This window comes from Clostridium sp. MCC328, from assembly GCF_018785465.1.
GTDB lineage: Bacteria > Bacillota > Clostridia > Lachnospirales > Lachnospiraceae > Pilosibacter > Pilosibacter fragilis.
The window spans coordinates 60,822-80,409 of sequence record NZ_WQPW01000029.1; the positions used below are offsets into that span (position 1 = coordinate 60,822).

The following is a 19,588-nucleotide window of genomic DNA, read 5'->3' on the forward strand; positions in this document are numbered from 1 at the left end:
TACTCTTTGGAGAGCTGATCAATATCAGCTCTTATTTTATTGCGTGGAAATTCAGAGGGGATATTCCATGCTGCCGGACAGCCGGAAATTTAAAGAAAAGGCTGGCGGCTATGATGATGAAAGAGGAGGATAATTAAAATGGACACACTGATGCAGCTTGTAACAAAGGGAAATGATTTTCTGTGGAGCTTTCTCCTGCTCGTTCTCTTATGCGGAACCGGACTTTACTATACGATCCGCCTGAGATTTATCCAGGTCAGAAAGTTCGGGGAGGGCGTCCGTCAGGTATTCGGGCATTTCAGCATGAACGGTGAGAAGCACGAAAAAGGCGAGATGACTCCGTTCCAGTCCATCGCAACGGCCATCGCGGCCCAGGTGGGAACCGGAAACCTTGCCGGAGCGGCGACAGCCCTCATCGGCGGAGGCCCGGGCGCGATCTTCTGGATGTGGGTCAGCGCATTCCTCGGAATGGCGACAATCTACGGAGAGGCAGTTCTGGCACAGACATATAAGACAGAGGTAAACGGTGAGGTGACAGGAGGCCCTGTCTACTACATCAAGGCGGCGTTTAAGGGCACATTCGGAAAGGCGCTCTCCACTCTGTTCGCGGTATTTATTATTCTTGCTCTGGGCTTTATGGGAAATATGGTTCAGTCCAATTCCATCGGGGCAGCGTTTGTGGAAGCATTTCAGGTATTTCATGTGGAGATTTCACCGGTGATCGTCGGCGTTGTTGTCGCAGTGATCGCGGCGGTGATCTTCCTTGGAGGAACAAAGAGTCTGGCAACGGTAGTTGAGAAGATCGTTCCGATCATGGCCGGTGTCTATATCGTCGGCAGTCTGGTACTGATCTGCATGAACATCACGGCTCTCCCGGCAGCGTTCCTTTCCATTATTGAGGGTGCGTTTGCACCGGAAGCAGTTCTCGGCGCAGGCGCCGGAATCACAGTGCGTGAGGCGATCCGTTACGGTGTTGCCCGCGGCCTCTTCTCCAATGAGGCCGGCATGGGATCCACCCCGCATGCCCACGCGAGAGCGAAGGCGGAATCTCCGCATCACCAGGGACTCTGTGCGATGGTCAGCGTGTTCATCGACACCTTTATCGTCCTGAACCTGACGGTATTCTCCGTCCTCACAACAGGCGTTATGAGCACAGGAAAGGACGGTACCGCACTCACCCAGGCGGCATTCATGAAGGGCTTCGGCAGCGCGGGGATCATCTTCGTTGCGGTCTGCCTGTTCTTCTTCGCGTTCTCCACGATCTTAAGCTGGCATTTCTTCGGACTTGTGAATGTGAAGTATTTATTCGGCGAGAAGGCATCAAAGCTCTACTCCCTGATCGTTGTTGTCTGCATCGTGATCGGTTCCTGCCTGAAGCTGGAGCTTGTATGGTCCTTAGCGGACTTCTTCAACGGGCTTATGGTCATTCCGAATGTTCTGGCGCTTCTGGCGCTCAGCGGACTGGTAGCGCGGGCTTCGAAGGAGAGATAGGATCCGGTCATGTGCCCGGGAAATATCACATATATAATAGGATAAAATGGCGGCAGAACATGTATTGTGGGCATGGGCTGCCGCTTTTTATGTGCACTCGCGCGAAGAGGCTGTTTGCCGCAGATGACCGCGCGAGATGCCAGAATGTACCGGACACATCCGGGATCACTGCCATTGAGTTAAAAATTGTGAGGTTGAATTTGTGGAGAATGCCGATTGACACCATCAGGGAAATTCGATATAGTACGGATATCTGAAATCGTTCCGGGAAGTCTGTTCCGGACGGCAGATGGTTCATGATGCGTAAAAGCATCGTCCCGGCGGCGGATCGCTGCGGATCTCAGTGAGAATATAAGAAAACGTGCAGCTGTGAAGGTGGTGTACAGCTGCAAAGAAGTTAAGGAAAACAGTTAAGCAAAACAGGCAGAACGATATCTTGCAGCAGAGGACAGCAGGAAAAATCCGGTATCAAAATACGGGAGATCTGCCGGAGAGGAGACGAAGTATGGCGGTGAATAAAAAACGGCTGCGATTTGTTACTGTACATGGGTAGAAATTTTCTGAACTGAAAATTCCGTACAGTACAGTGGTGGCAGTGGATTTTGCCGATTCGGAATGCGAAGCATCGGCAAAATCAGTTACTGTTTGCGCAAGGCGTGAACAGTAACTGAGATTTGATCAAAAGCGGTCGGAATAATAAGAAACAGTTGACTTTTTACATGGATTATATTATGATTAACAGGTACAGAACACTTGTTCGCATACGGCGTTCCGCTTTCGTGGACGTGAAGTATGTGAAGAAATATGCGGATTGGAAAATCAGTGATCATTGGATATCCGGGGGCGCGGAAAAGACTGCGGGGCCGGATCTTGGAGGAAGAATATGAATAAAGATGATAAATTAAAAGCCCTTGACGCGGCTCTCACACAGATCGAGAAAGCTTACGGAAAAGGTTCCGTTATGAAGCTCGGCGATTCCGGTGCGAATATGAATATCGAGACGGTTCCGACGGGTTCCTTAAGCCTTGATATCGCCCTCGGACTTGGCGGCCTTCCGAAAGGACGTGTCGTTGAGATCTACGGACCGGAGTCCAGTGGTAAGACAACGGTCGCTCTCCACATGGTAGCGGAAGTCCAGAAGCGCGGCGGGATCGCCGGATTTATTGACGCTGAGCACGCTCTCGATCCGGTATACGCGAAGAATATCGGAGTTGATATCGACAATCTCTATATCTCCCAGCCGGATAACGGCGAGCAGGCCTTAGAAATCACAGAGACGATGGTGCGTTCCGGTGCCGTTGATATTGTGATCGTGGACTCTGTAGCAGCACTTGTTCCGAAGGCGGAGATCGACGGTGATATGGGTGACTCCCACGTCGGCTTACAGGCCCGCCTGATGTCCCAGGCCTTAAGAAAACTGACCGCCATCATCAGCAAGACAAACTGTATCGTGATCTTTATCAACCAGCTCCGTGAGAAGGTCGGCGTTATGTTCGGAAACCCGGAGACGACCACTGGTGGACGCGCCCTTAAGTTCTACTCTTCCGTTCGTCTTGACGTAAGAAGAACCGAGTCCTTAAAGCAGAGCGGCGAGGTGATCGGAAACCACGTCCGCGTAAAAGTTGTAAAGAATAAGATCGCTCCGCCATTTAAAGAGGCAGAGTTTGATATTATGTTCGGAAAAGGAATTTCCCGAGAGGGCGATGTCCTGGATTTGGCTGCTGACGCAAATATCGTCGAGAAGAGCGGTTCCTGGTACGCGTATAAGGGAGCGAAGATCGGTCAGGGACGCGAGAACGCGAAGACCTACCTTGCGCAGAATCCGCTGATCTGCGAGGAGATCGAGAACCAGGTGAGAGAGCTTCACGGACTGGAAGCGCAGCATGTTGCCCCGGGTGAGGCAGCTGCGGCATCGGCGGTTAATGAGGCTGAGGAAGCTGACGAGTAATAAAAATAATGATGAAAAAGAGAACTGTCTGGCGGGTACGGAACTTTAGAAAGAAGCTTGAGACGGGAAGGCAGTTCTGACAGGAAAGCATAGATGAAAGAATGGCAGCAGGAAGAGCACCGGGAGCAGAAAATGTATGCCGGTGCGGATGGAGATGCGGTTCCGGAGGAGTTCCGGGAGGCGCGGAACAAAGGTCTCTACTATCTTCAGTTTTCCGGAAAAACAGAAAATGAAATGCGCAAGAAGCTGGCGGAACAGGGGTTTTCGCCAGCCTCTGTTGAAGATGCGGTTCTTTTTCTGAAACACTACCGGTATCTGGACGATGAGGACTACGCGAGGCGGTATGTGGAGAAAAACGACCACAAAAAGAGTATCCGCCAGATGAAAGTTGACTTCCGCCAGAAAGGCGTCAACGACGATCTGGTGGAGATGGTCTTTGAGGATATGGAGGTGGACGAGTCTGCCCAGATCCTCGGACTTTTGAGAAAGAAAAATTACGACCCGGAAGAACCGGATTCCGCGAAACGCCAGAAGATCTATGCATTTCTGGCGCGAAAAGGTTTTTCCTACGACGCGATCAACAGTGCGATGAAGCAGTGGGAATAGGGCTGTTTCCGGCCCCAAAGGACAGGATATGACAGGCTTCGTGGGGATGCACAGAAGTACCCGGAATGAGGGCATTATACTTGACATAATGCATAAAACAGTTTAGAATTGAAGTGTTGTAATTAGTACAATGAAAACTAAATAAAGGAGGTGCTCCTGTGTCACCAATAATCAGCGTTATTATAACAGCAATTATTGTGGCTCCTATTACCTGGGTCGTGGCTGTCGCTTACCGCAAGAACAGTTATGAAAGCAAGATCGGTAGCGCAGAGGAAAAATCCAGAGAAATAATAGATGAAGCATTGAAGGTCGCCGAGACGAAGAAGAAAGAAGCTCTCCTGGAAGCGAAGGAAGAGAATTTAAAAGCGAAAAACGAGCTTGAAAAGGAAACCAGAGAACGGAGAGCCGAGATCCAGCGTTATGAGCGCCGCGTACTGAGCAAAGAGGAAAACCTCGACAAAAAATCTGAGGCAATGGAGAGAAAAGAATCCAGTCTTGCCGCGAAGGAAGAGACTTTAAGAAAGCGTTCTTCCGAGGTCGAGGAATTATTTGCTAAGGAGCAGGAAGAACTGGAGAAGATCTCCGGACTTACCAGCGAGCAGGCGAAGGAATATCTTCTGAAATCCGTAGAGGAAGATGTAAAACACGACACCGCAAAGCTCATCAAGGAATTAGAAGCCAAAGCAAAGGAAGAAGCTGACAAGAAAGCCAAAGAATATGTGGTTACCGCCATCCAGAGATGTGCAGCTGACCATGTGGCTGAGACTACAGTTTCTGTCGTTCAGCTCCCGAGCGATGAGATGAAGGGCCGCATCATTGGACGTGAGGGACGTAATATCCGTACTCTCGAGACAATGACAGGTGTGGAACTCATTATCGATGATACACCGGAAGCTGTCGTATTATCCGGTTTTGATCCGGTAAGACGTGAAGTTGCAAGAATTGCTCTTGAAAGACTGATCGTGGATGGACGTATCCATCCGGCGAGAATCGAAGAGATGGTGGAGAAAGCGCAGAAGGAAGTTGAAAACATGATGCGCGAGGAAGGTGAAGCCGCAATCCTTGAGGTCGGCATTCACAATATCCATCCGGAGCTCGTCAAGCTCCTCGGCAAGATGAAATTCAGAACCAGCTATGGTCAGAATGCATTGAAGCATTCCATCGAGGTCGCACAGTTATCCGGTTTACTGGCAGCCGAAATTGGTGTTGACGTCAGAATGGCAAAGCGTGCCGGCTTATTACATGACATTGGAAAATCCGTTGACCATGAGATGGAAGGTTCCCATGTACAGCTCGGATCTGAACTCTGTAAGAAATACAAAGAGTCCCCGATCGTTATCAATGCTGTGGAATCCCACCATGGCGATGCTGAGCCGACGAACCTTATTTCCTGCATCGTTCAGGCAGCAGATACGATCTCCGCTGCAAGACCGGGTGCAAGAAGAGAAACGTTGGAGACATACACGAACCGCTTAAAGCAGCTTGAGGATATCACAAACTCCTTCAAGGGAGTAGACAAGTCCTTTGCGATCCAGGCGGGACGCGAAGTGCGCATTATGGTAGTACCGGAGCAGATCAGCGATGACGATATGGTTCTTCTCGCAAGAGATATATCCAAGAAGATCGAAGAGAGCCTGGAGTATCCGGGACAGATCAAAGTCAACGTGATCCGCGAGTCCAGAGTTACCGATTACGCGAAATAAAAATGAAAGCCGTTGCTGTGCAGAGAGAATCTGTATGGCAGCGGTTTTTTTAACAGGAAATTTAGAAGTCTCTGTGCTGCCGAAGCTTTTGCAATATGAGCAAAGATTGGTCTGCTGCAGATGAGAGATAACAGAGAATATAAAACAGGAGGTAATATTGATATGGCAAAGATTGGTTTTATCGGAATGGGAAACATGGGAACCGCTATCATGCGGGGACTTTTAAAGACATATAAGCCGGAAGAGCTGCTTTTCACAAGCGCCCATGAGGCGAAGATGCAGAAAATTACGGAGGAGACAGGTGTTGCCCATGTCTCAACAGCAACGGACTGCGCAGAGCAGGTAAAATACCTGGTGCTGGCAGTAAAGCCGCAGGTACTTCCGACAGTTTTTAAGGAATTAAACGGAAAGATCAGGAAAGATCAGGTTGTGATCTCCATCGCGGCCGGATATGCGATCGCGGATCTCCAGGCAGGTCTCGGAGACAGTGCGAGAATCGTCCGCTCCATGCCGAATACACCGGCTATGGTCGGCGAGGGAATGTCCGGGGTGAGCTACGATGAGGCGCTGTTTACCGATGAGGAAAAGGATGTCATCGACGGATTCTTTACTTCCTTCGGAAAGATGGAGAAAGTGGATGAGAAGCTGATGGACGTTGTTGGAAGCGCCAGCGGCTGCTCCCCGGCCTATGTATACATGTTTATCGAGGCGCTGGCTGACGGCTGCGTAAAGAACGGACTCCCGCGCCAGGCCGCTTACAAGATGGTTGCCCAGGCCGTTTTAGGAAGCGCGAAGATGGTCCTTGAGACAGGAAAACATCCGGGCGAATTAAAGGATATGGTATGCTCACCGGGAGGAACCACTATCGAGGGACTTGCTGCCCTTGAGGAGAACGGATTCCGCGGTGCGATCATTAAGGCGTGTGATGCAAACTTTGAGAAGAATAAAAAGTTAAAAGGCTGATAATTACGTGAAAGACACGGAAATTTCCGTAGCAGTGTGAAAAATGTAAAAAAATAAGTTCTGAGCAGAGGAAAATACTGCAGGGTAATTCCGCAGAATAGAAAATCTGAGAGGAATTGTTTAGAATGTCTGTTAAGGCAGTTAACAGATACATTCATGAAAGGAAAAGACTTTAGTATGGAAAAAACAACTCGTTTAAAACGTGAGCTTGCATACACCGGAACGATCTTAAAGATCTACCGGGATACCGTTGTCGCAAACGGAATCGAGGAAGTGTATGACTATATCCACCACGATGGCGCGGCAGCCGTTCTACCGGTGACAAAGGACGGAAAGATCCTCATGGTGCGTCAGTACCGGAACGCCTTAGACCGGTTCACGCTGGAAATTCCGGCAGGAAAACTTGATGCGCCGGATGAGCCGAAGATCGAGTGCGCGGCGAGAGAACTTGAGGAGGAGACAGGATTCCGCAGCGAAACCCTGGAATTCCTGATGACAGTCAACACGACAGTGGCTTTCTGCGATGAGCAGATCGGTGTCTATATCGCAAAAGACCTGATCCCGTCAAAGCAGCATCTCGATGCGGATGAGAGTATTGATGTGGAAGAGTGGGAAGTAAAGGATCTTCTTGATATGATCTACACCGGCAAGATGACAGACGCGAAGACGATTGCGGCAATCCTTGCGTACGCTCAGAAAGAGGGAATCCGATAGAAAAAACGGCAGAAGCCAGTAACCGGAAAGTGTCAGTGAGGATAGGGCTGGCTGCCTGCCTGTGGAAAGATTGCTGCAATTAGAAAAAAGCCTGGTAACTGTTCAGTAGGTCTGCGCACTTGCTGCGCTGACCGTAAGAAAACATAGGCTGGAAGGCAAAAATCCCATCAGCGAAGCTGATCTGGAATGGATTTTTGCACGTAACTATGAAGGTACTGAATAGTTACAAATCCTGTGGATAAAGTAGGCCCATATGCGCATACATTGTGAAAAAGGAACATGGACGGTATCGCTATGGCCGGAATTCACAGGCATCGGAGATTTTGGGACAGTCAGATGTTCTGGCTGTCCTTTTTTTTATTCTTGGGGACCGTTCTGGGGACAGTTTTCTTCAATAAGATGAGCGCAGAGATGAAAAGCACACTTGAAAGCTGGTTCTCCGGGATCCTCACATCATCGGAGATCGTGTCGGCGGACCGGTATAGTCTGTTTGTGGGAGTATTGAAAAAACGGTTTGTGTGGATTTTATTGGGAATTCTGATCTGCCAGGCAGTTTATGCCAGAATCCTGTTTTACGCGGGAGCAGTCTATCTGGCATTTACATCCGCAATTGCTGTCTGTGTGTTGACGATGCATGCGGGAATTTATGGGATCCTGCGCTTTTTCGGACTTGTATTTCCGCAGGGATTCTTTTATATACTGGCGGCTTACCTTTTATGGATCATGGTCGTGGAGCAGGCGGATGGAAAAGAGAAAATCAGGTTATGGATGATGGTATTTTTTATGGTGCTTGGAATTATATCTGAGATATTCATAAATCCAAATTTCTCAGCGCTGATCTTCCAACTGTTTTAGAAAGGCATATCTGAAAATCGTGGATTTGAATTAGGACGTCAACGGAAGAGACAATATCTGACGAAAGGCGTTGAAGGCGTGGTACGGTAGTCAGGATAATGGGGCGGAAAAGTGGAATTTTCCCAGGAAATACGCGGCTTTCAGCCCTTTTTTTTATAAAAAAATTTTGCGCATTTTGACAAGATATTGCCATTGTGGATATATACAGTTCCATATCTAGCGATTAGTTATGTAAAATAGTCTAAAATGGGATCCAAGTGGGAAAAATCCGTTTGATTTTGCCCTAAAATGGGACTATAATGTAGAAAAATACTGGTTTTGCCGGGAAAAACAGCGTATCGGGGGGATGGTGGAAAACTTAGGCCTATGTCCCCTGTTTCCCAAAGGCAGACATCGTGAAACTAAAAAACAGATAGAGTATAAACGTGTATAGACACAGGTGCTGAAAATTTCGAACAGGAAAATTTTGTGTAACTGTTCTGTGGATTTGCGCACTTACTGCGCTGACCAGGAGAAAACATAAGCTGGTGAAGCTGCTGAATAGTTATGATTTCGTATAGGATCGTGAAAAGCGCGGATAACTGTGTCTGGAAATGAACGGGGAAAAGGTATGAGAGAGGAAATTCAAACCTTCATAAACTATATGGAGGAAGAAAAACACGCGTCAAAAAATACAACGCTTTCTTATCAGAGAGATCTGTTAAAAATGGCAGATTATCTGGAGGAAAACGGAATCACAGACTGCGGGAAAGTGACAAAGACGGCGTTAAATTCCTATATCCTTTTCCTGGAGAAAGAAGGAAAAGCGGCGTCGACAGTCTCGAGAGCGCTGGCATCCACGAGATCGTTCTTTGGCTGGCTGTTTAAGGAAGGAAAGATCCGCCGTGATCCGGCAGATTCGATGCATGCGCCGAAGATCGAGAAAAAGGTGCCTGTGATCCTTACAGTTGACGAGGTGACGAAACTCCTGGAGCAGCCGTCCGGCGCGAATCCGAAGGAGATCCGCGATAAGGCAATGCTGGAACTCTTATACGCGACAGGGATCCGCGTGACGGAACTTGTGAATCTGAAGCTCTCCGATGTAAATATGTCCATCGGCTTTATCACCTGCCGCGATGAGCACAAGGAGCGGATGATTCCCTTTGGCCATGCGGCGAAGGACGCTCTTGCGAAATATCTGGAGTCTGCCCGTGAGACGTTTTTAAAAGGAACACGATCGGAACTGCTGTTTACAAATTACAGCGGCAGAGCCATGAGCCGTCAGGGATTCTGGAAGATTATCAAATACTACGGGGACCGGGCAGGAATCGAGGAAGATATCACACCCCACACTCTGCGCCATTCCTTTGCGGCGCATCTTTTAAGCAACGGAGCTGACATGCGCGCCGTCCAGACCATGATGGGCCACTCCGACCTGGCATCTACCCAGATGTACACGGCATATGCCATGGACAGCGCGGTCAGAGAGGCGTACCAGGGGGCGCATCCAAGGAAGTAAAAGTGAAAACTTAGGCTGGAAGGTAAAAATCCCATCGGCGAAGCCGATTTGGATTGGGGAATGAACACTCAAAGGGAAAATCCTTAATAAGGATCATGCATACATTGAATTACGGCTGAATAAGGGCAGTAATGCAGCTTAAATTAGAAAATGTGCTCAAAGAAAGATAACAAAATTTGGCAGACTTTTTTAGTGTCTTTTTTGCGATAACGAGCTGTGATTTTTGCATCAATAGGGAATTTCAGACGTATCCATAGAATGTCTCTATGATAAAAACAAATGCCTCTACCATGCAGACAAACTGACAAAAACAATTGTCAGATTATCTGACAATTTTGTAAAGATGTGATATTTGCACAAAATTGAAAATATGGTAAGATATCTCCAACACGCTGGAATTCCTTACCATGAGCGGCATGGATCTTCCGCTGGCTGTCATGATCACGATCCCGGCGCCGTGGGAACATGACCGCTATATGCGGCAGGAGATAAAGGATTTCTACCGCTATTACGCAACAATGATGGAACCGTGGGACGGCCCGACATCTATCCTGTTCACAGACGGCGAGATCCTCGGCGCGGAGAAGTATGCTGCGGAAGGTTTCGGATTGGAGCTTGACGGGCGTCTCCGGGTAAAGACAAAAAATGACGGACACAGGACCCAGGTTCCGGGAATCTACACGGCGGGCGATATGCGCCGGGGCCAGTTCCTGGTCGTCTGGGCGATCCGCGAGGGAAGGAATGCCGCGAGAGAGGTCGATGAGGACCTGATGGGATACTCAAATCTTGGGGCGGCGGAATAAAAGTCGGATTGGACATAAAAGAGCATCTCCGGCTCCAATGTTTTGGAAAATGTCTTAAAACATTGGAGCGCAAAGATGCTCTTTTTTCTATTTTATATGTGTGGTTTTCAGCATACAGATTTAAAAGAAGCTTTTTACTGCCTTATTTCTGATCGATCCTCGCGAGGATACTTCTCGCAACAGAAAGTCCATTCGCGGATGCCTGCTGAAGTCCGCGGGTCACGGATGCACCGTCACCGATAGCGCGGAGACCGTGGATGTTTGTCTCGAAGTCCTTATCGACAACGACCTTGTTGGAGTAGAATTTAACCTCCACTCCGTAAAGCAGGGTCTCATCGCTGGCGATACCCGGAGTTACCTTGTCGAGGGCCTTTAACATCTCCTTGATGTCCACCATGATGCGGTGCGGGAGAACTAAGGAAAGGTCGCCCGGAACGGCATCCTTTAAGGTCGGGATGATGTTGTTTCTGCAGAGACGTTCCTCCGTGGTGCGGCGGCCTCTCTGGAAATCACCGAAGGTCTGGACCAGGATCTTTCCGTCGCATAGCATGTTGGACAGCTGGGCGATATGTTTGCCGTACTCGATCGGGGTCTTGAACGGCTTCGTGAAGTTCTTGGAAACCAGGATCGCGAAGTTGGTGTTGTTGGTCTTGTATTCTTTTGATTTATAAGCATGGCCGTTTACGACAGCCAGGCCGTTTTCGTAATATTCGGTAGCAACCTCACCGGACGGGTTCGTACAGAAGGTGCGGACCTTATCGTCGAAGGTCGGTGTGTAGTATACAAGCTTTGCCTCGTAGAGGTTCTTGTTGAGGAACTCCATGACCTCGTCGCGGACCTCAACACGGACGCCGATGTCGACGGTTCCTACTTCGGTATCGATTCCGTGGTCATCGCAGATGTGGGAGAACCAGTCGGAGCCTTCACGTCCGATGGCGGAGACAATCTCATCTGCGTAGTATGTCTCATCTTTATCGGTGATAACACCCCTTGCGGCACCGTCCTCGATGATGATATCCTTGACCATGGTGTTGAATTCCATGTGGATTCCGTTCGCGAGAAGGTGTTCCTGCAGTCTTGTGTAGATCTTATAGCCTTCCTCCGTTCCGAGGTGGCGGATCGGGCATTCGATGAGTTTTAAGTTTGCGTTGATGGCTTTCTTGCGGATCTTGCGGATCTCCTGCTGTTTGTCAACGCCGTAGACGTTCCTATCAGCGCCGAACTGCAGATAGATACCGTCGGATTCCCTGATGAGTTCTGTCGCTTTATCGTATCCTAAGATCTCCGGCAGATTTCCGCCGACATCCGGGGAAAGGGAGAGCTTGCCGTCGGAGAAAGCTCCTGCTCCGGCGAAACCGGTGGTGATGGAACATGGTTTGCAGCCCACACACACCTTTGTTTTTCTCTTCGGACAGACACGTTTCTCGATCGGTCTTCCTTTTTCAATCATTAAAATATTCAGTTCAGGTTTTTCTTTGATCAGCTCATACGCGCAGAAGATTCCGGACGGGCCTGCGCCGATGATGATCACGTCAAAATGTTCTCCGGATTTCATATCACAAGTCTCCTTTCGGGTGAGTGGATAATTTCTGTACACATCATTTCTATTCTACCATGGAAGTTTCAGCGATGCAAGCAAACGGCGGCAGATCAGTACAGAGTGATATAGAGTTAAGATGCTTTACATGGGCAGTCATTTTCTGCATGGAACATATCAACATTCCCCGCAAAGATTCCGTTCAGTCTGTAAAAAACAACCAAAAATATTGAAAATGGGTATTGACTTTAGGTAAAAATAGGATATAATCAACTCATAGGTTGTCTGACAAGTAAAAGAACAATCTTATCCGCCCAACAAGCAGAATAATAAAGAAGCAGGTAACGCGCGAGGATGAAAATAAAAACAGTCAATATTACGGATCAGGTCGTTGAGTATCTGAAGGAAAATATTGAATCCGGAAAATGGAACATCGGCGAAAAGATTCCGTCTGAAAACCAGATGGTTATGGAACTTGGAGTCAGCCGTTCCAGTATCCGATCGGCACTTCAATATCTGATCGGGATTGGTGTTCTGAAAAGCTATCAGGGAAAAGGAACGTTCCTGATCAACACTCAGGTTGAAAACTGGGACGAGGCAGAATACAAGATCACATCGGAAGATTGTATGGATATCTGCAAAGTACTGGAATTCAGAAAGATTCTGGAGCCGGGGGCATGCGTACTCGCAATGGAAAACTGCGATGAAAAAACAGTTGCCGCTCTGGAAGTTTATCTGGAACAGATGAAGGAATTTAAAGGAGACCGAGCGAAATTTGTCCGTGCAGACCTGAAATTTCATGAAGTTATCAGCCGGACCTCCGGCAATCCGCTTCTGGAAAAGAGTCTTCATAAAGTTTTTCTGGAATCCAGAAAAAACCATGAACAAATGAATGAGTTGTTCGGATATGAGACGGGACTTCACTACCACACGGAGATACTGGAAGCATTTAAAAATCATGATGCAGAAAGGGCTCGTGACGTAATGGAACAGCATCTTGGTGGTTCGATTGAGACATTGAAGATGTCTGGAAAGATCGAAGATCGTGAAGGCGGAACAGGAAAAAAATAAGCAATGAGTAAAACAGGGTGTCGGTTGCAGCGCAAAAGGCACCTTGATAATAAATCCAAACTTGTATGATGAGTAACAAGTTAAGAGACAATCAAGACAACTTGAAAATCTGCAAAATCAATAAACTGATTATGGCAACGTCTTATAAATAAAAGGATGAGGAGGAATATGGGATGTCAGTAAAGATTAGGGATATCCGGGTGATCTGTACGGCACCGGAAGGAATCAATCTTGTGGTCGTAAAGATCGAGACAAATCAGCCGGGGCTGTATGGACTTGGCTGCGCAACCTTTGCTTACCGCCATCTGACGGTAAAGCATCTGATTGAGGAGTATATGAAGCCGCTGCTTGTAGGGCGTCCGGTTGAAAATATCGAGGAGACCTGGCAGCTGATGCATCAGAACGGCTATTGGAGAAATGGCCCGATCGAGAATAACGCGATTTCCGGAATCGACATGGCGCTTTGGGATATCAAGGGAAAGATGGCAGGGATGCCGTTATACGAGTTGTTTGGAGGAAAAGTAAGGGAAGGAATTCCGGTCTACCGTCATGTGGACGGACGGGACATTAATGAGATCTGCGAGAATATTCAGATGTATCAGGAAATGGGGATTACCCACTTAAGATGCCAGTGCGGCGGTTACGGCGGACTTCCTTATGGACAGACACCTGAGACAGCACCAGAAGGCGCACATGATGGATTGTATCTCGATTCTAAGAAATACATCCGCGATACAATCCAGTTATTTGAACAGATTCGAGCGAAGATCGGTTACGATATGCAGCTTGTGCATGATGTCCATGAGCGGATTGCTCCGGCTGATGCGGTGGCGCTTGCGAAAGGTCTTGAACCGTTTGATCTTTTCTTTCTGGAAGATCCGGTTCCGTTAGAGCAGCTCTCCTGGCTTAGAAATTTAAGACAGCAGACGAGCATCCCGATCGCGCAGGGGGAACTGTTCAACAATCCGTATGAATGGAGAACCGTGATCGCAGAACAGCTCATCGATTTCATCCGTGTTCATATCAGCCAGGTTGGAGGAATTACACCGGCGAGAAAGCTTCAGATCTTTGCGGAGCAGTTTGGTGTTCGGACAGCATGGCACGGACCGGGGGATATGTCTCCGTTAGCCCATGCAGCAAATATCCACATCGACCTTGCGGCACAGAATTTCGGTGTTCAGGAATGGTCCGGGATCGAACCGCCGAACTTTGTGATTCAGGAATTAAAAGGACCGCACGGCGCGCTTCTTGATGTATTCCCAGGTATGCCGGAGTATCGGAAAGGCTATGTTTACGCGAATGATAAGCCAGGCCTGGGCGTCGATATCGATGAAACTGAGGCGGCAAAGTATCCGTGTGAAAACACCGTGACAACGTGGACACAGACAAGAGGACGTGACGGAGCACTTGTAACTCCGTAGATTTTCGGAAAAGGGAAAGGAGCTTAAAGAGGAATGAGCAAAAAGTCATCAGCTCTCGCAGCTGCAGGAATTCTCGCAGCAGCAGTTGTACTCAGCGGATTCAGCATCTACAAGGACAGTCATCAGAAGAACAGCACAGACGGAACGATCACGCTTCGAATGGCACAGACCTCATCACAGGCAGGAGCCATCGGACAGTCGATGGAAGCATTTGCAGACAGGATTTACGATGAGACCGAAGGAAAATATAAGATCGAGACATACCATAACGGACAGCTCGGAGCTGAGATCGATACGATCGAGGGATGTCAGATGGGAACGATCGATATCGCAGTCGTCAACCAGTCCACGATCGGAAACTTCATCAACGATTTTCAGGCGCTGGACATTCCGTACCTGATCACATCGACCGAGCAGGCCGATGCCGTGTTCCTGGGGGATATCGGAACCCGTTTCCTCGACAAGCTTTCCGGCGTCCAGCTCTACGGACTGGGGATCTGGGAATCCGGTTTCCGCAACCTGACAAACAGCAAGCGGGATGTCAATTCGGTGGATGATGTCGCCGGACTGAAGATCCGTACCATGGAGAATCAGGTACATATCGCATTCTGGAAAGCAATGGGAGCAGATGCGACCCCGATGTCATGGGGCGAAGCTTACACAGCACTCCAGCAGGGTGCACTTGACGGACAGGAGAACCCGGCAACCGTTATCCTGACAAACAACGTCGCTCAGGTCAACAACCACCTTGCAATGACCGAGCATGCGTACTCGACCGTTTTCCTTGTCATGAGTCCTGAGACATGGGCATCCTTTGACGATGAGACAAAAGAAACCTTCAAACGTGTGATGGCTGAGTGCAGCATCGAGGAGAGAGAAATCAGTCGTAAGATGGATTCCGAGGCAGTCGCAGAGCTGGAAAAACAGGGAATGACCGTTACATATCCGGATAAGCAGCAGTTCATCGACAAGGCAGCAGACCTGTATGCGCAGTGGGAAGAACAGTATGGTGATATGATCTCTGAGATTCGGGCACTGTCAGTAAAGCAGTAGGAGGTGCGTTATGGAAAAATTCGCGGCAGCCTTTAAAAAAGTACAGAAAATCAATAAAGCGATCATCGGCGCAGTCCTTTTACTGATGATCGGAGTTGTATTCTTACAGACATTTTGCAGATTTGTTATATTTAAGAGCCTGACATGGTCGGAGGAACTTTCCAGATATCTGTTTGTGGCATTGATCGTTCTTGGAATCAACCTCGCGGCGACAGATCACCTGTTTGTCCGCATTGAGCTGATCGACGGATACCTGAAGGGAAAGGCACAGTATGTTATGGATGTGATCCGGAAAGGAATCGCCATTTATGTTAGTTTGATTCTTATGTATAGCGGCTACGGGCTTATTGAGATCGGTGGATATCAGATCAGCCCGGCAATGGGAATTTCAATGAGCCTGCTTTACGGGATCATGTTTATCGGATTTATTATGAATTTCCTCGCATTGATCGTAGATACCTGGGAGGAATTTGGAAAAGAGAAGGAGGTAGGCTGATGCAGACTGCAGCTATTGCTTTGATCGTTGTCCTGCTTGTCGGCATGGCATGCGGACTTGAAATTACATGGGCATTGGGGTTATCATGTATTGCAGCGGTTCTTCTTGACCCGAAGCTTACATTTGTAGTGATCGCACAGAGAATTTTCGCAAACTCCAACAGCTTTTCCATGCTGGCGATCCCGGCATTCATGCTCGCCGGTGACGTTATGTCAAAGGGCGGACTTTCCAAACGTCTCGTTGCCTTTGCAGATTCCCTCGTCGGCTGGATCTCCGGCGGAATCTCCCTGGTATCTATCGTTGCCTGCACATTCTTTGCAGCAATTTCCGGTTCCTCTGTTGCTACAACAGCGGCCATCGGCGGACTGATGTACCCGGAGATGGTAAAGCGCGGCTATCCGGAATCTTATGCGGCAGCCGTTCAGGCGATCGGAGGAACACTTGGAATCGTAATTCCGCCGAGTATCGTGCTCGTTATTTACGGTAATATCACAGGAACAGACGTAGGCGCACTCTTAATGGCCGGCATTCTTCCCGGTGTTGTCTGCAGCGTTTTTCTTTGCCTCTATGCTTACTACAAAGCAAAGAAATGCGGATTCCCGAAATCCGACCAGTTTTCCTTCAAGAGATTTCTTGTTTCCTTTAAAGACGCAGTATGGGCGCTGATCATGCCGGTCATCATTCTCGGAGGTATTTACGCCGGAATCTTTACACCGACAGAGTCCGCAGTTGTTGCCGTTGTTTATGGTCTGATCGTATGCCTCGCTGTTTATCGCGAGATCAGCATGAAGACGATCTGGGAGATCGTTGAGAATACAGCAGAGGGAACTGCAAACCTGATGATCCTTGTTGTGACAGCGCAGATGTTTGGCTGGCTTATCTCTTATTATCAGATCCCGCAGGCAGTGACGAACTTCATGCTCGCATTTGTCTCTAATAAATATATGTTCTGGGCGATCATCATCATCCTTCTGACGATCTGCGGTATGTTCCTGGAAGTTGGAGCAACAAACCTGATCCTCGGACCGATCCTTGCTCCGATCGCAGCTGCATTCGGCATCGATCCGGTACAGTTCGGACTTGTATTCGTATTCCTTCTTGCAATGGGACAGGCGACACCGCCTTTCGGAACCTGCATGTTCGTGGCATGTGGAATCAGCAAACAGTCCGTTGGTCAGGTGTCAAAGCATCTGGTTCCGTTCGTTGTAGTAGAGATTCTCTGCGGAATCTTATTTGCACTTGTTCCGGGAATTTCACTGCTGCTCCCGTCGATCATAGGATAACATGGAATGAACCGGTTATAGATAAAACAAAGTCTTTTAGAAAAAGGAGAATGAATCATGGCTGAAATGATGAAAGAAGTCGTTGTTGTAGAACCGCATAAATATGAGGTGCGTGAGGTTGAGATTCCGGAACTTGCAAACGAGGATGAAGTCCTTATCCAGATGAAATCCGCAGGTGTATGCGGAAGTGACCACCACATCTGGCATGGTTCCAACCCGTGCTCCACATATCCGAGAATTCCGGGACATGAGAATGCCGGTGTGATCGCAAAGATTGGTAAAAACGTGAAAAATGTGAAAGTGGGTGACCATGTTATCGTGGATCTTCTCTCCTCCTGCGGAACCTGTTACCAGTGTACGCATGGAAGAAAGAACGTGTGCGAGCATGTAAAAGTAAGAGGTTCCGGAGCAGACGGCGGCTGGAGACAGTATTTCACGGCGCCGGCAAAAGAAGTATACAAGATTTCCGATTCTGTCAAGTGGGAAGATGCGGCACTTGTTGAGCCGTTTGCAATCGGTTCCCACTGCACAGGACGCGGTCGTGTGGTCGAAGATGATGTTGTATTTATCCTTGGTACAGGAACGATCGGTTCCATTATTTTACAGACATGTAAGGCAAAGGGCTGCAAGACCGTGATTTGCTGTGATATCAGCGATTCTTCCCTTGAGCGCGCAAAAGAATACGGCGCTGACTATGTGATCAATTCCAAGACTCAGGATGTTGTTGCGGAGATCCAGAAGATCACAGACGGACATGGCTGTACCGTAGCGTTTGACTCTGCATGCTTCCCGGGTTCCCTGACGATGTGCCTGCAGCCGGGGATCCTCTGCAACGCGGGCCGTATGGTACCGATGGGATTCTGTACAGAAAAAGAGGGAATCACACAGGCGATGATCAATCAGAGAGAGCTTGACATCATTGGCTCCAGGATGTCTCAGGATGCGTTCGAGCCGACGATCGCAAGAATGGAAAAGGGTGAGTATATCACCGAAGGCATCGCAACAACATTCATCAAATTCAGCGAGATTGATAAGGTCTTCCATCTGATGGATCATCCGGATGAGTCAGCGAAAAAGATGGTAATTCTGTTTGATTAATAATAATAAAAAGGAGAGCATGATCATGGAATTATTTAACATAGCTGGAAAGAAAGCAATCGTAACGGGCGGAACAAGAGGACTTGGTTATGGAATGGCAGAAGGTCTGATGGAGGCAGGATGTGAGGTCGTGATCGTCGGAACTTCCGACAAGGTCTATGATGTGGCAAAAGGATTCTGCGACCGCGGCTTCAAGTGCCACGGTGTAAAAGCAGATTTCAGCAAGCGGGAGCAGGTATATCAGGGATTCAATGACTGTGTGGCTGCACTTGGCGGCGATCTTGACATTATTGTAAACGCACATGGTATCCAGAGACGTCATAGTGCGGAAGTATTCCCGATCGAAGAGTGGGATGAAGTTCTCAATGTAAACTTAAATTCTGTATTCATTCTTTGTCAGGAAGCTGCAAAGATCATGTTGAAGAAGGGATATGGAAAGATCATCAACATCGCATCTATGGTATCCTGGTTTGGCGGACAGACTGTTCCGGCTTACACAGCAGCAAAGGGCGGCGTGACACAGCTCACCAAGGAACTCAGCAATGACTGGATTGCAAGAGGCGTCAACGTCAATGCGATCGCGCCGGGTTATATGGCAACAGAGATGAACTCCGCGCTGCTTGATCCGAAGAATCCAAGATATCAGCAGATCACCGAGCGTATTCCGGCAAATCGCTGGGGTACTGGCGATGACATGAAGGGTGCCTGCATCTTCCTTGCATCCCATGCCAGCGACTATCTGGGCGGAGCGATCATCCCGGTAGACGGCGGATATCTTGTAAAATAACATAGGTGCAAATGAAAATGCCGTCCGGAAAGTCCCCGGGCGGTATTTTTTTGCAGGCACGATCGTATCTATGAATTTGTCTAAAAAATAACGTTAAACAAAAGATTATTAAGCAAAACAAATAAAATACTTGATTCATTTAATAATTGCGTGGTAAAATCGACAATATGTTAAGAAATAAATTCAATAAGCCATAGAGGGGAAAGCAGACATGCCTGCGTGAGCAGGTGTGACCGATGAAAAAAGATTGCAGAGGAGAGG

The 19,588-nt window shown here is 48.3% G+C and carries 17 protein-coding genes; 16 read left to right on the plus strand and 1 reads right to left on the minus strand.

Annotated elements, in window-relative coordinates:
* The first annotated feature begins 138 nt into the window (after positions 1 to 138).
* The 9 genes from GPK83_RS05840 to GPK83_RS05880 all read left to right on the plus strand — a co-directional run bounded on the left by GPK83_RS05840 (position 139) and on the right by GPK83_RS05880 (position 10,581).
* Positions 139 to 1,491: a sodium:alanine symporter family protein gene (locus GPK83_RS05840; RefSeq protein WP_215704256.1), complete on the plus strand. Its 1,353-nt coding sequence runs from the start codon at positions 139 to 141 to the stop codon at positions 1,489 to 1,491.
* Positions 1,492 to 2,374: 883 nt separating this feature from the next.
* Positions 2,375 to 3,439 (plus strand): recombinase RecA, encoded by a 1,065-nt coding sequence (gene recA, locus GPK83_RS05845; protein WP_215704257.1) that lies wholly within the window; start codon positions 2,375 to 2,377, stop codon positions 3,437 to 3,439.
* Positions 3,440 to 3,532: 93 nt separating this feature from the next.
* Positions 3,533 to 4,045, plus strand: a complete 513-nt coding sequence (locus GPK83_RS05850; RefSeq protein ID WP_215704258.1) for a regulatory protein RecX — start codon at positions 3,533 to 3,535, stop codon at positions 4,043 to 4,045.
* 158 nt (positions 4,046 to 4,203) lie between these two features.
* Positions 4,204 to 5,748: a ribonuclease Y gene (rny, locus tag GPK83_RS05855; protein ID WP_117470838.1), complete on the plus strand. Its 1,545-nt coding sequence runs from the start codon at positions 4,204 to 4,206 to the stop codon at positions 5,746 to 5,748.
* Positions 5,749 to 5,910: 162 nt separating this feature from the next.
* Positions 5,911 to 6,711: a pyrroline-5-carboxylate reductase gene (proC, locus tag GPK83_RS05860; protein WP_117470874.1), complete on the plus strand. Its 801-nt coding sequence runs from the start codon at positions 5,911 to 5,913 to the stop codon at positions 6,709 to 6,711.
* 177 nt (positions 6,712 to 6,888) lie between these two features.
* Complete coding sequence (locus GPK83_RS05865) at positions 6,889 to 7,425, plus strand: NUDIX hydrolase (RefSeq protein ID WP_215704259.1); 537 nt, start codon at positions 6,889 to 6,891, stop codon at positions 7,423 to 7,425.
* Positions 7,426 to 7,824: 399 nt separating this feature from the next.
* Positions 7,825 to 8,280, plus strand: a complete 456-nt coding sequence (locus GPK83_RS05870; RefSeq protein WP_215704260.1) for a hypothetical protein — start codon at positions 7,825 to 7,827, stop codon at positions 8,278 to 8,280.
* A gap of 610 nt (positions 8,281 to 8,890) precedes the next feature.
* Entirely contained in the window at positions 8,891 to 9,778 is an 888-nt protein-coding gene (gene xerD / locus GPK83_RS05875) for a site-specific tyrosine recombinase XerD (RefSeq protein ID WP_144363825.1), read from the plus strand.
* Positions 9,779 to 10,170: 392 nt separating this feature from the next.
* On the plus strand, positions 10,171 to 10,581 hold the full coding sequence (locus tag GPK83_RS05880; RefSeq protein WP_275950617.1) for a hypothetical protein: 411 nt from the start codon (positions 10,171 to 10,173) through the stop codon (positions 10,579 to 10,581).
* Positions 10,582 to 10,723: 142 nt separating this feature from the next.
* Here the strand turns inward: GPK83_RS05880 and GPK83_RS05885 are convergent, their stop codons facing one another.
* On the minus strand, positions 10,724 to 12,178 hold the full coding sequence (locus tag GPK83_RS05885; RefSeq protein ID WP_345941781.1) for an NAD(P)/FAD-dependent oxidoreductase: 1,455 nt from the start codon (positions 12,176 to 12,178) through the stop codon (positions 10,724 to 10,726).
* 294 nt (positions 12,179 to 12,472) lie between these two features.
* Here GPK83_RS05885 and GPK83_RS05890 point away from each other — a divergent pair, with 294 nt between their 5' ends.
* From GPK83_RS05890 to GPK83_RS05920, 7 genes are all read left to right on the plus strand, one after another.
* Complete coding sequence (locus tag GPK83_RS05890) at positions 12,473 to 13,189, plus strand: FadR/GntR family transcriptional regulator (protein ID WP_015552379.1); 717 nt, start codon at positions 12,473 to 12,475, stop codon at positions 13,187 to 13,189.
* A gap of 173 nt (positions 13,190 to 13,362) precedes the next feature.
* Positions 13,363 to 14,610: an enolase C-terminal domain-like protein gene (locus tag GPK83_RS05895; RefSeq protein WP_015552380.1), complete on the plus strand. Its 1,248-nt coding sequence runs from the start codon at positions 13,363 to 13,365 to the stop codon at positions 14,608 to 14,610.
* Between the two features lie 33 nt (positions 14,611 to 14,643).
* The gene (locus GPK83_RS05900) at positions 14,644 to 15,663 is read left to right on the plus strand and encodes a TRAP transporter substrate-binding protein (RefSeq protein ID WP_117515111.1); all 1,020 of its coding nucleotides are present in this window, start codon (positions 14,644 to 14,646) and stop codon (positions 15,661 to 15,663) included.
* Positions 15,664 to 15,673: 10 nt separating this feature from the next.
* A complete protein-coding gene (locus GPK83_RS05905; RefSeq protein ID WP_117515109.1) occupies positions 15,674 to 16,159 on the plus strand; it encodes a TRAP transporter small permease in 486 nt (161 codons plus the stop codon).
* Positions 16,159 to 17,442 carry a TRAP transporter large permease gene (locus GPK83_RS05910; protein WP_117515107.1) on the plus strand — a complete coding sequence of 428 codons (1,284 nt, stop codon included), beginning with the start codon at positions 16,159 to 16,161 and terminating at the stop codon, positions 17,440 to 17,442. The genes GPK83_RS05905 and GPK83_RS05910 overlap by 1 nt, the downstream gene beginning before the upstream one ends.
* A 57-nt stretch (positions 17,443 to 17,499) precedes the next feature.
* Entirely contained in the window at positions 17,500 to 18,540 is a 1,041-nt protein-coding gene (locus GPK83_RS05915; RefSeq protein ID WP_015552384.1) for an alcohol dehydrogenase catalytic domain-containing protein, read from the plus strand.
* Positions 18,541 to 18,565: 25 nt separating this feature from the next.
* The gene (locus tag GPK83_RS05920; protein ID WP_215704263.1) at positions 18,566 to 19,327 is read left to right on the plus strand and encodes an SDR family oxidoreductase; all 762 of its coding nucleotides are present in this window, start codon (positions 18,566 to 18,568) and stop codon (positions 19,325 to 19,327) included.
* The last annotated feature ends 261 nt before the right edge of the window (positions 19,328 to 19,588 follow it).

Coding starts and splice junctions, on each gene's coding strand:
- GPK83_RS05895 (WP_015552380.1), top strand. CDS start 13,363: ATGTCAGTAAAGATTAGGGATATCCGGGTGATCTGTACGGCACCGGAA.
- GPK83_RS05915 (WP_015552384.1), top strand. CDS start 17,500: ATGGCTGAAATGATGAAAGAAGTCGTTGTTGTAGAACCGCATAAATAT.
- GPK83_RS05890 (WP_015552379.1), top strand. CDS start 12,473: ATGAAAATAAAAACAGTCAATATTACGGATCAGGTCGTTGAGTATCTG.
- GPK83_RS05870 (WP_215704260.1), top strand. CDS start 7,825: ATGAGCGCAGAGATGAAAAGCACACTTGAAAGCTGGTTCTCCGGGATC.
- GPK83_RS05920 (WP_215704263.1), top strand. CDS start 18,566: ATGGAATTATTTAACATAGCTGGAAAGAAAGCAATCGTAACGGGCGGA.
- GPK83_RS05900 (WP_117515111.1), top strand. CDS start 14,644: ATGAGCAAAAAGTCATCAGCTCTCGCAGCTGCAGGAATTCTCGCAGCA.
- GPK83_RS05910 (WP_117515107.1), top strand. CDS start 16,159: ATGCAGACTGCAGCTATTGCTTTGATCGTTGTCCTGCTTGTCGGCATG.
- GPK83_RS05865 (WP_215704259.1), top strand. CDS start 6,889: ATGGAAAAAACAACTCGTTTAAAACGTGAGCTTGCATACACCGGAACG.
- GPK83_RS05905 (WP_117515109.1), top strand. CDS start 15,674: ATGGAAAAATTCGCGGCAGCCTTTAAAAAAGTACAGAAAATCAATAAA.
- GPK83_RS05840 (WP_215704256.1), top strand. CDS start 139: ATGGACACACTGATGCAGCTTGTAACAAAGGGAAATGATTTTCTGTGG.
- GPK83_RS05850 (WP_215704258.1), top strand. CDS start 3,533: ATGAAAGAATGGCAGCAGGAAGAGCACCGGGAGCAGAAAATGTATGCC.
- xerD (WP_144363825.1), top strand. CDS start 8,891: ATGAGAGAGGAAATTCAAACCTTCATAAACTATATGGAGGAAGAAAAA.
- proC (WP_117470874.1), top strand. CDS start 5,911: ATGGCAAAGATTGGTTTTATCGGAATGGGAAACATGGGAACCGCTATC.
- recA (WP_215704257.1), top strand. CDS start 2,375: ATGAATAAAGATGATAAATTAAAAGCCCTTGACGCGGCTCTCACACAG.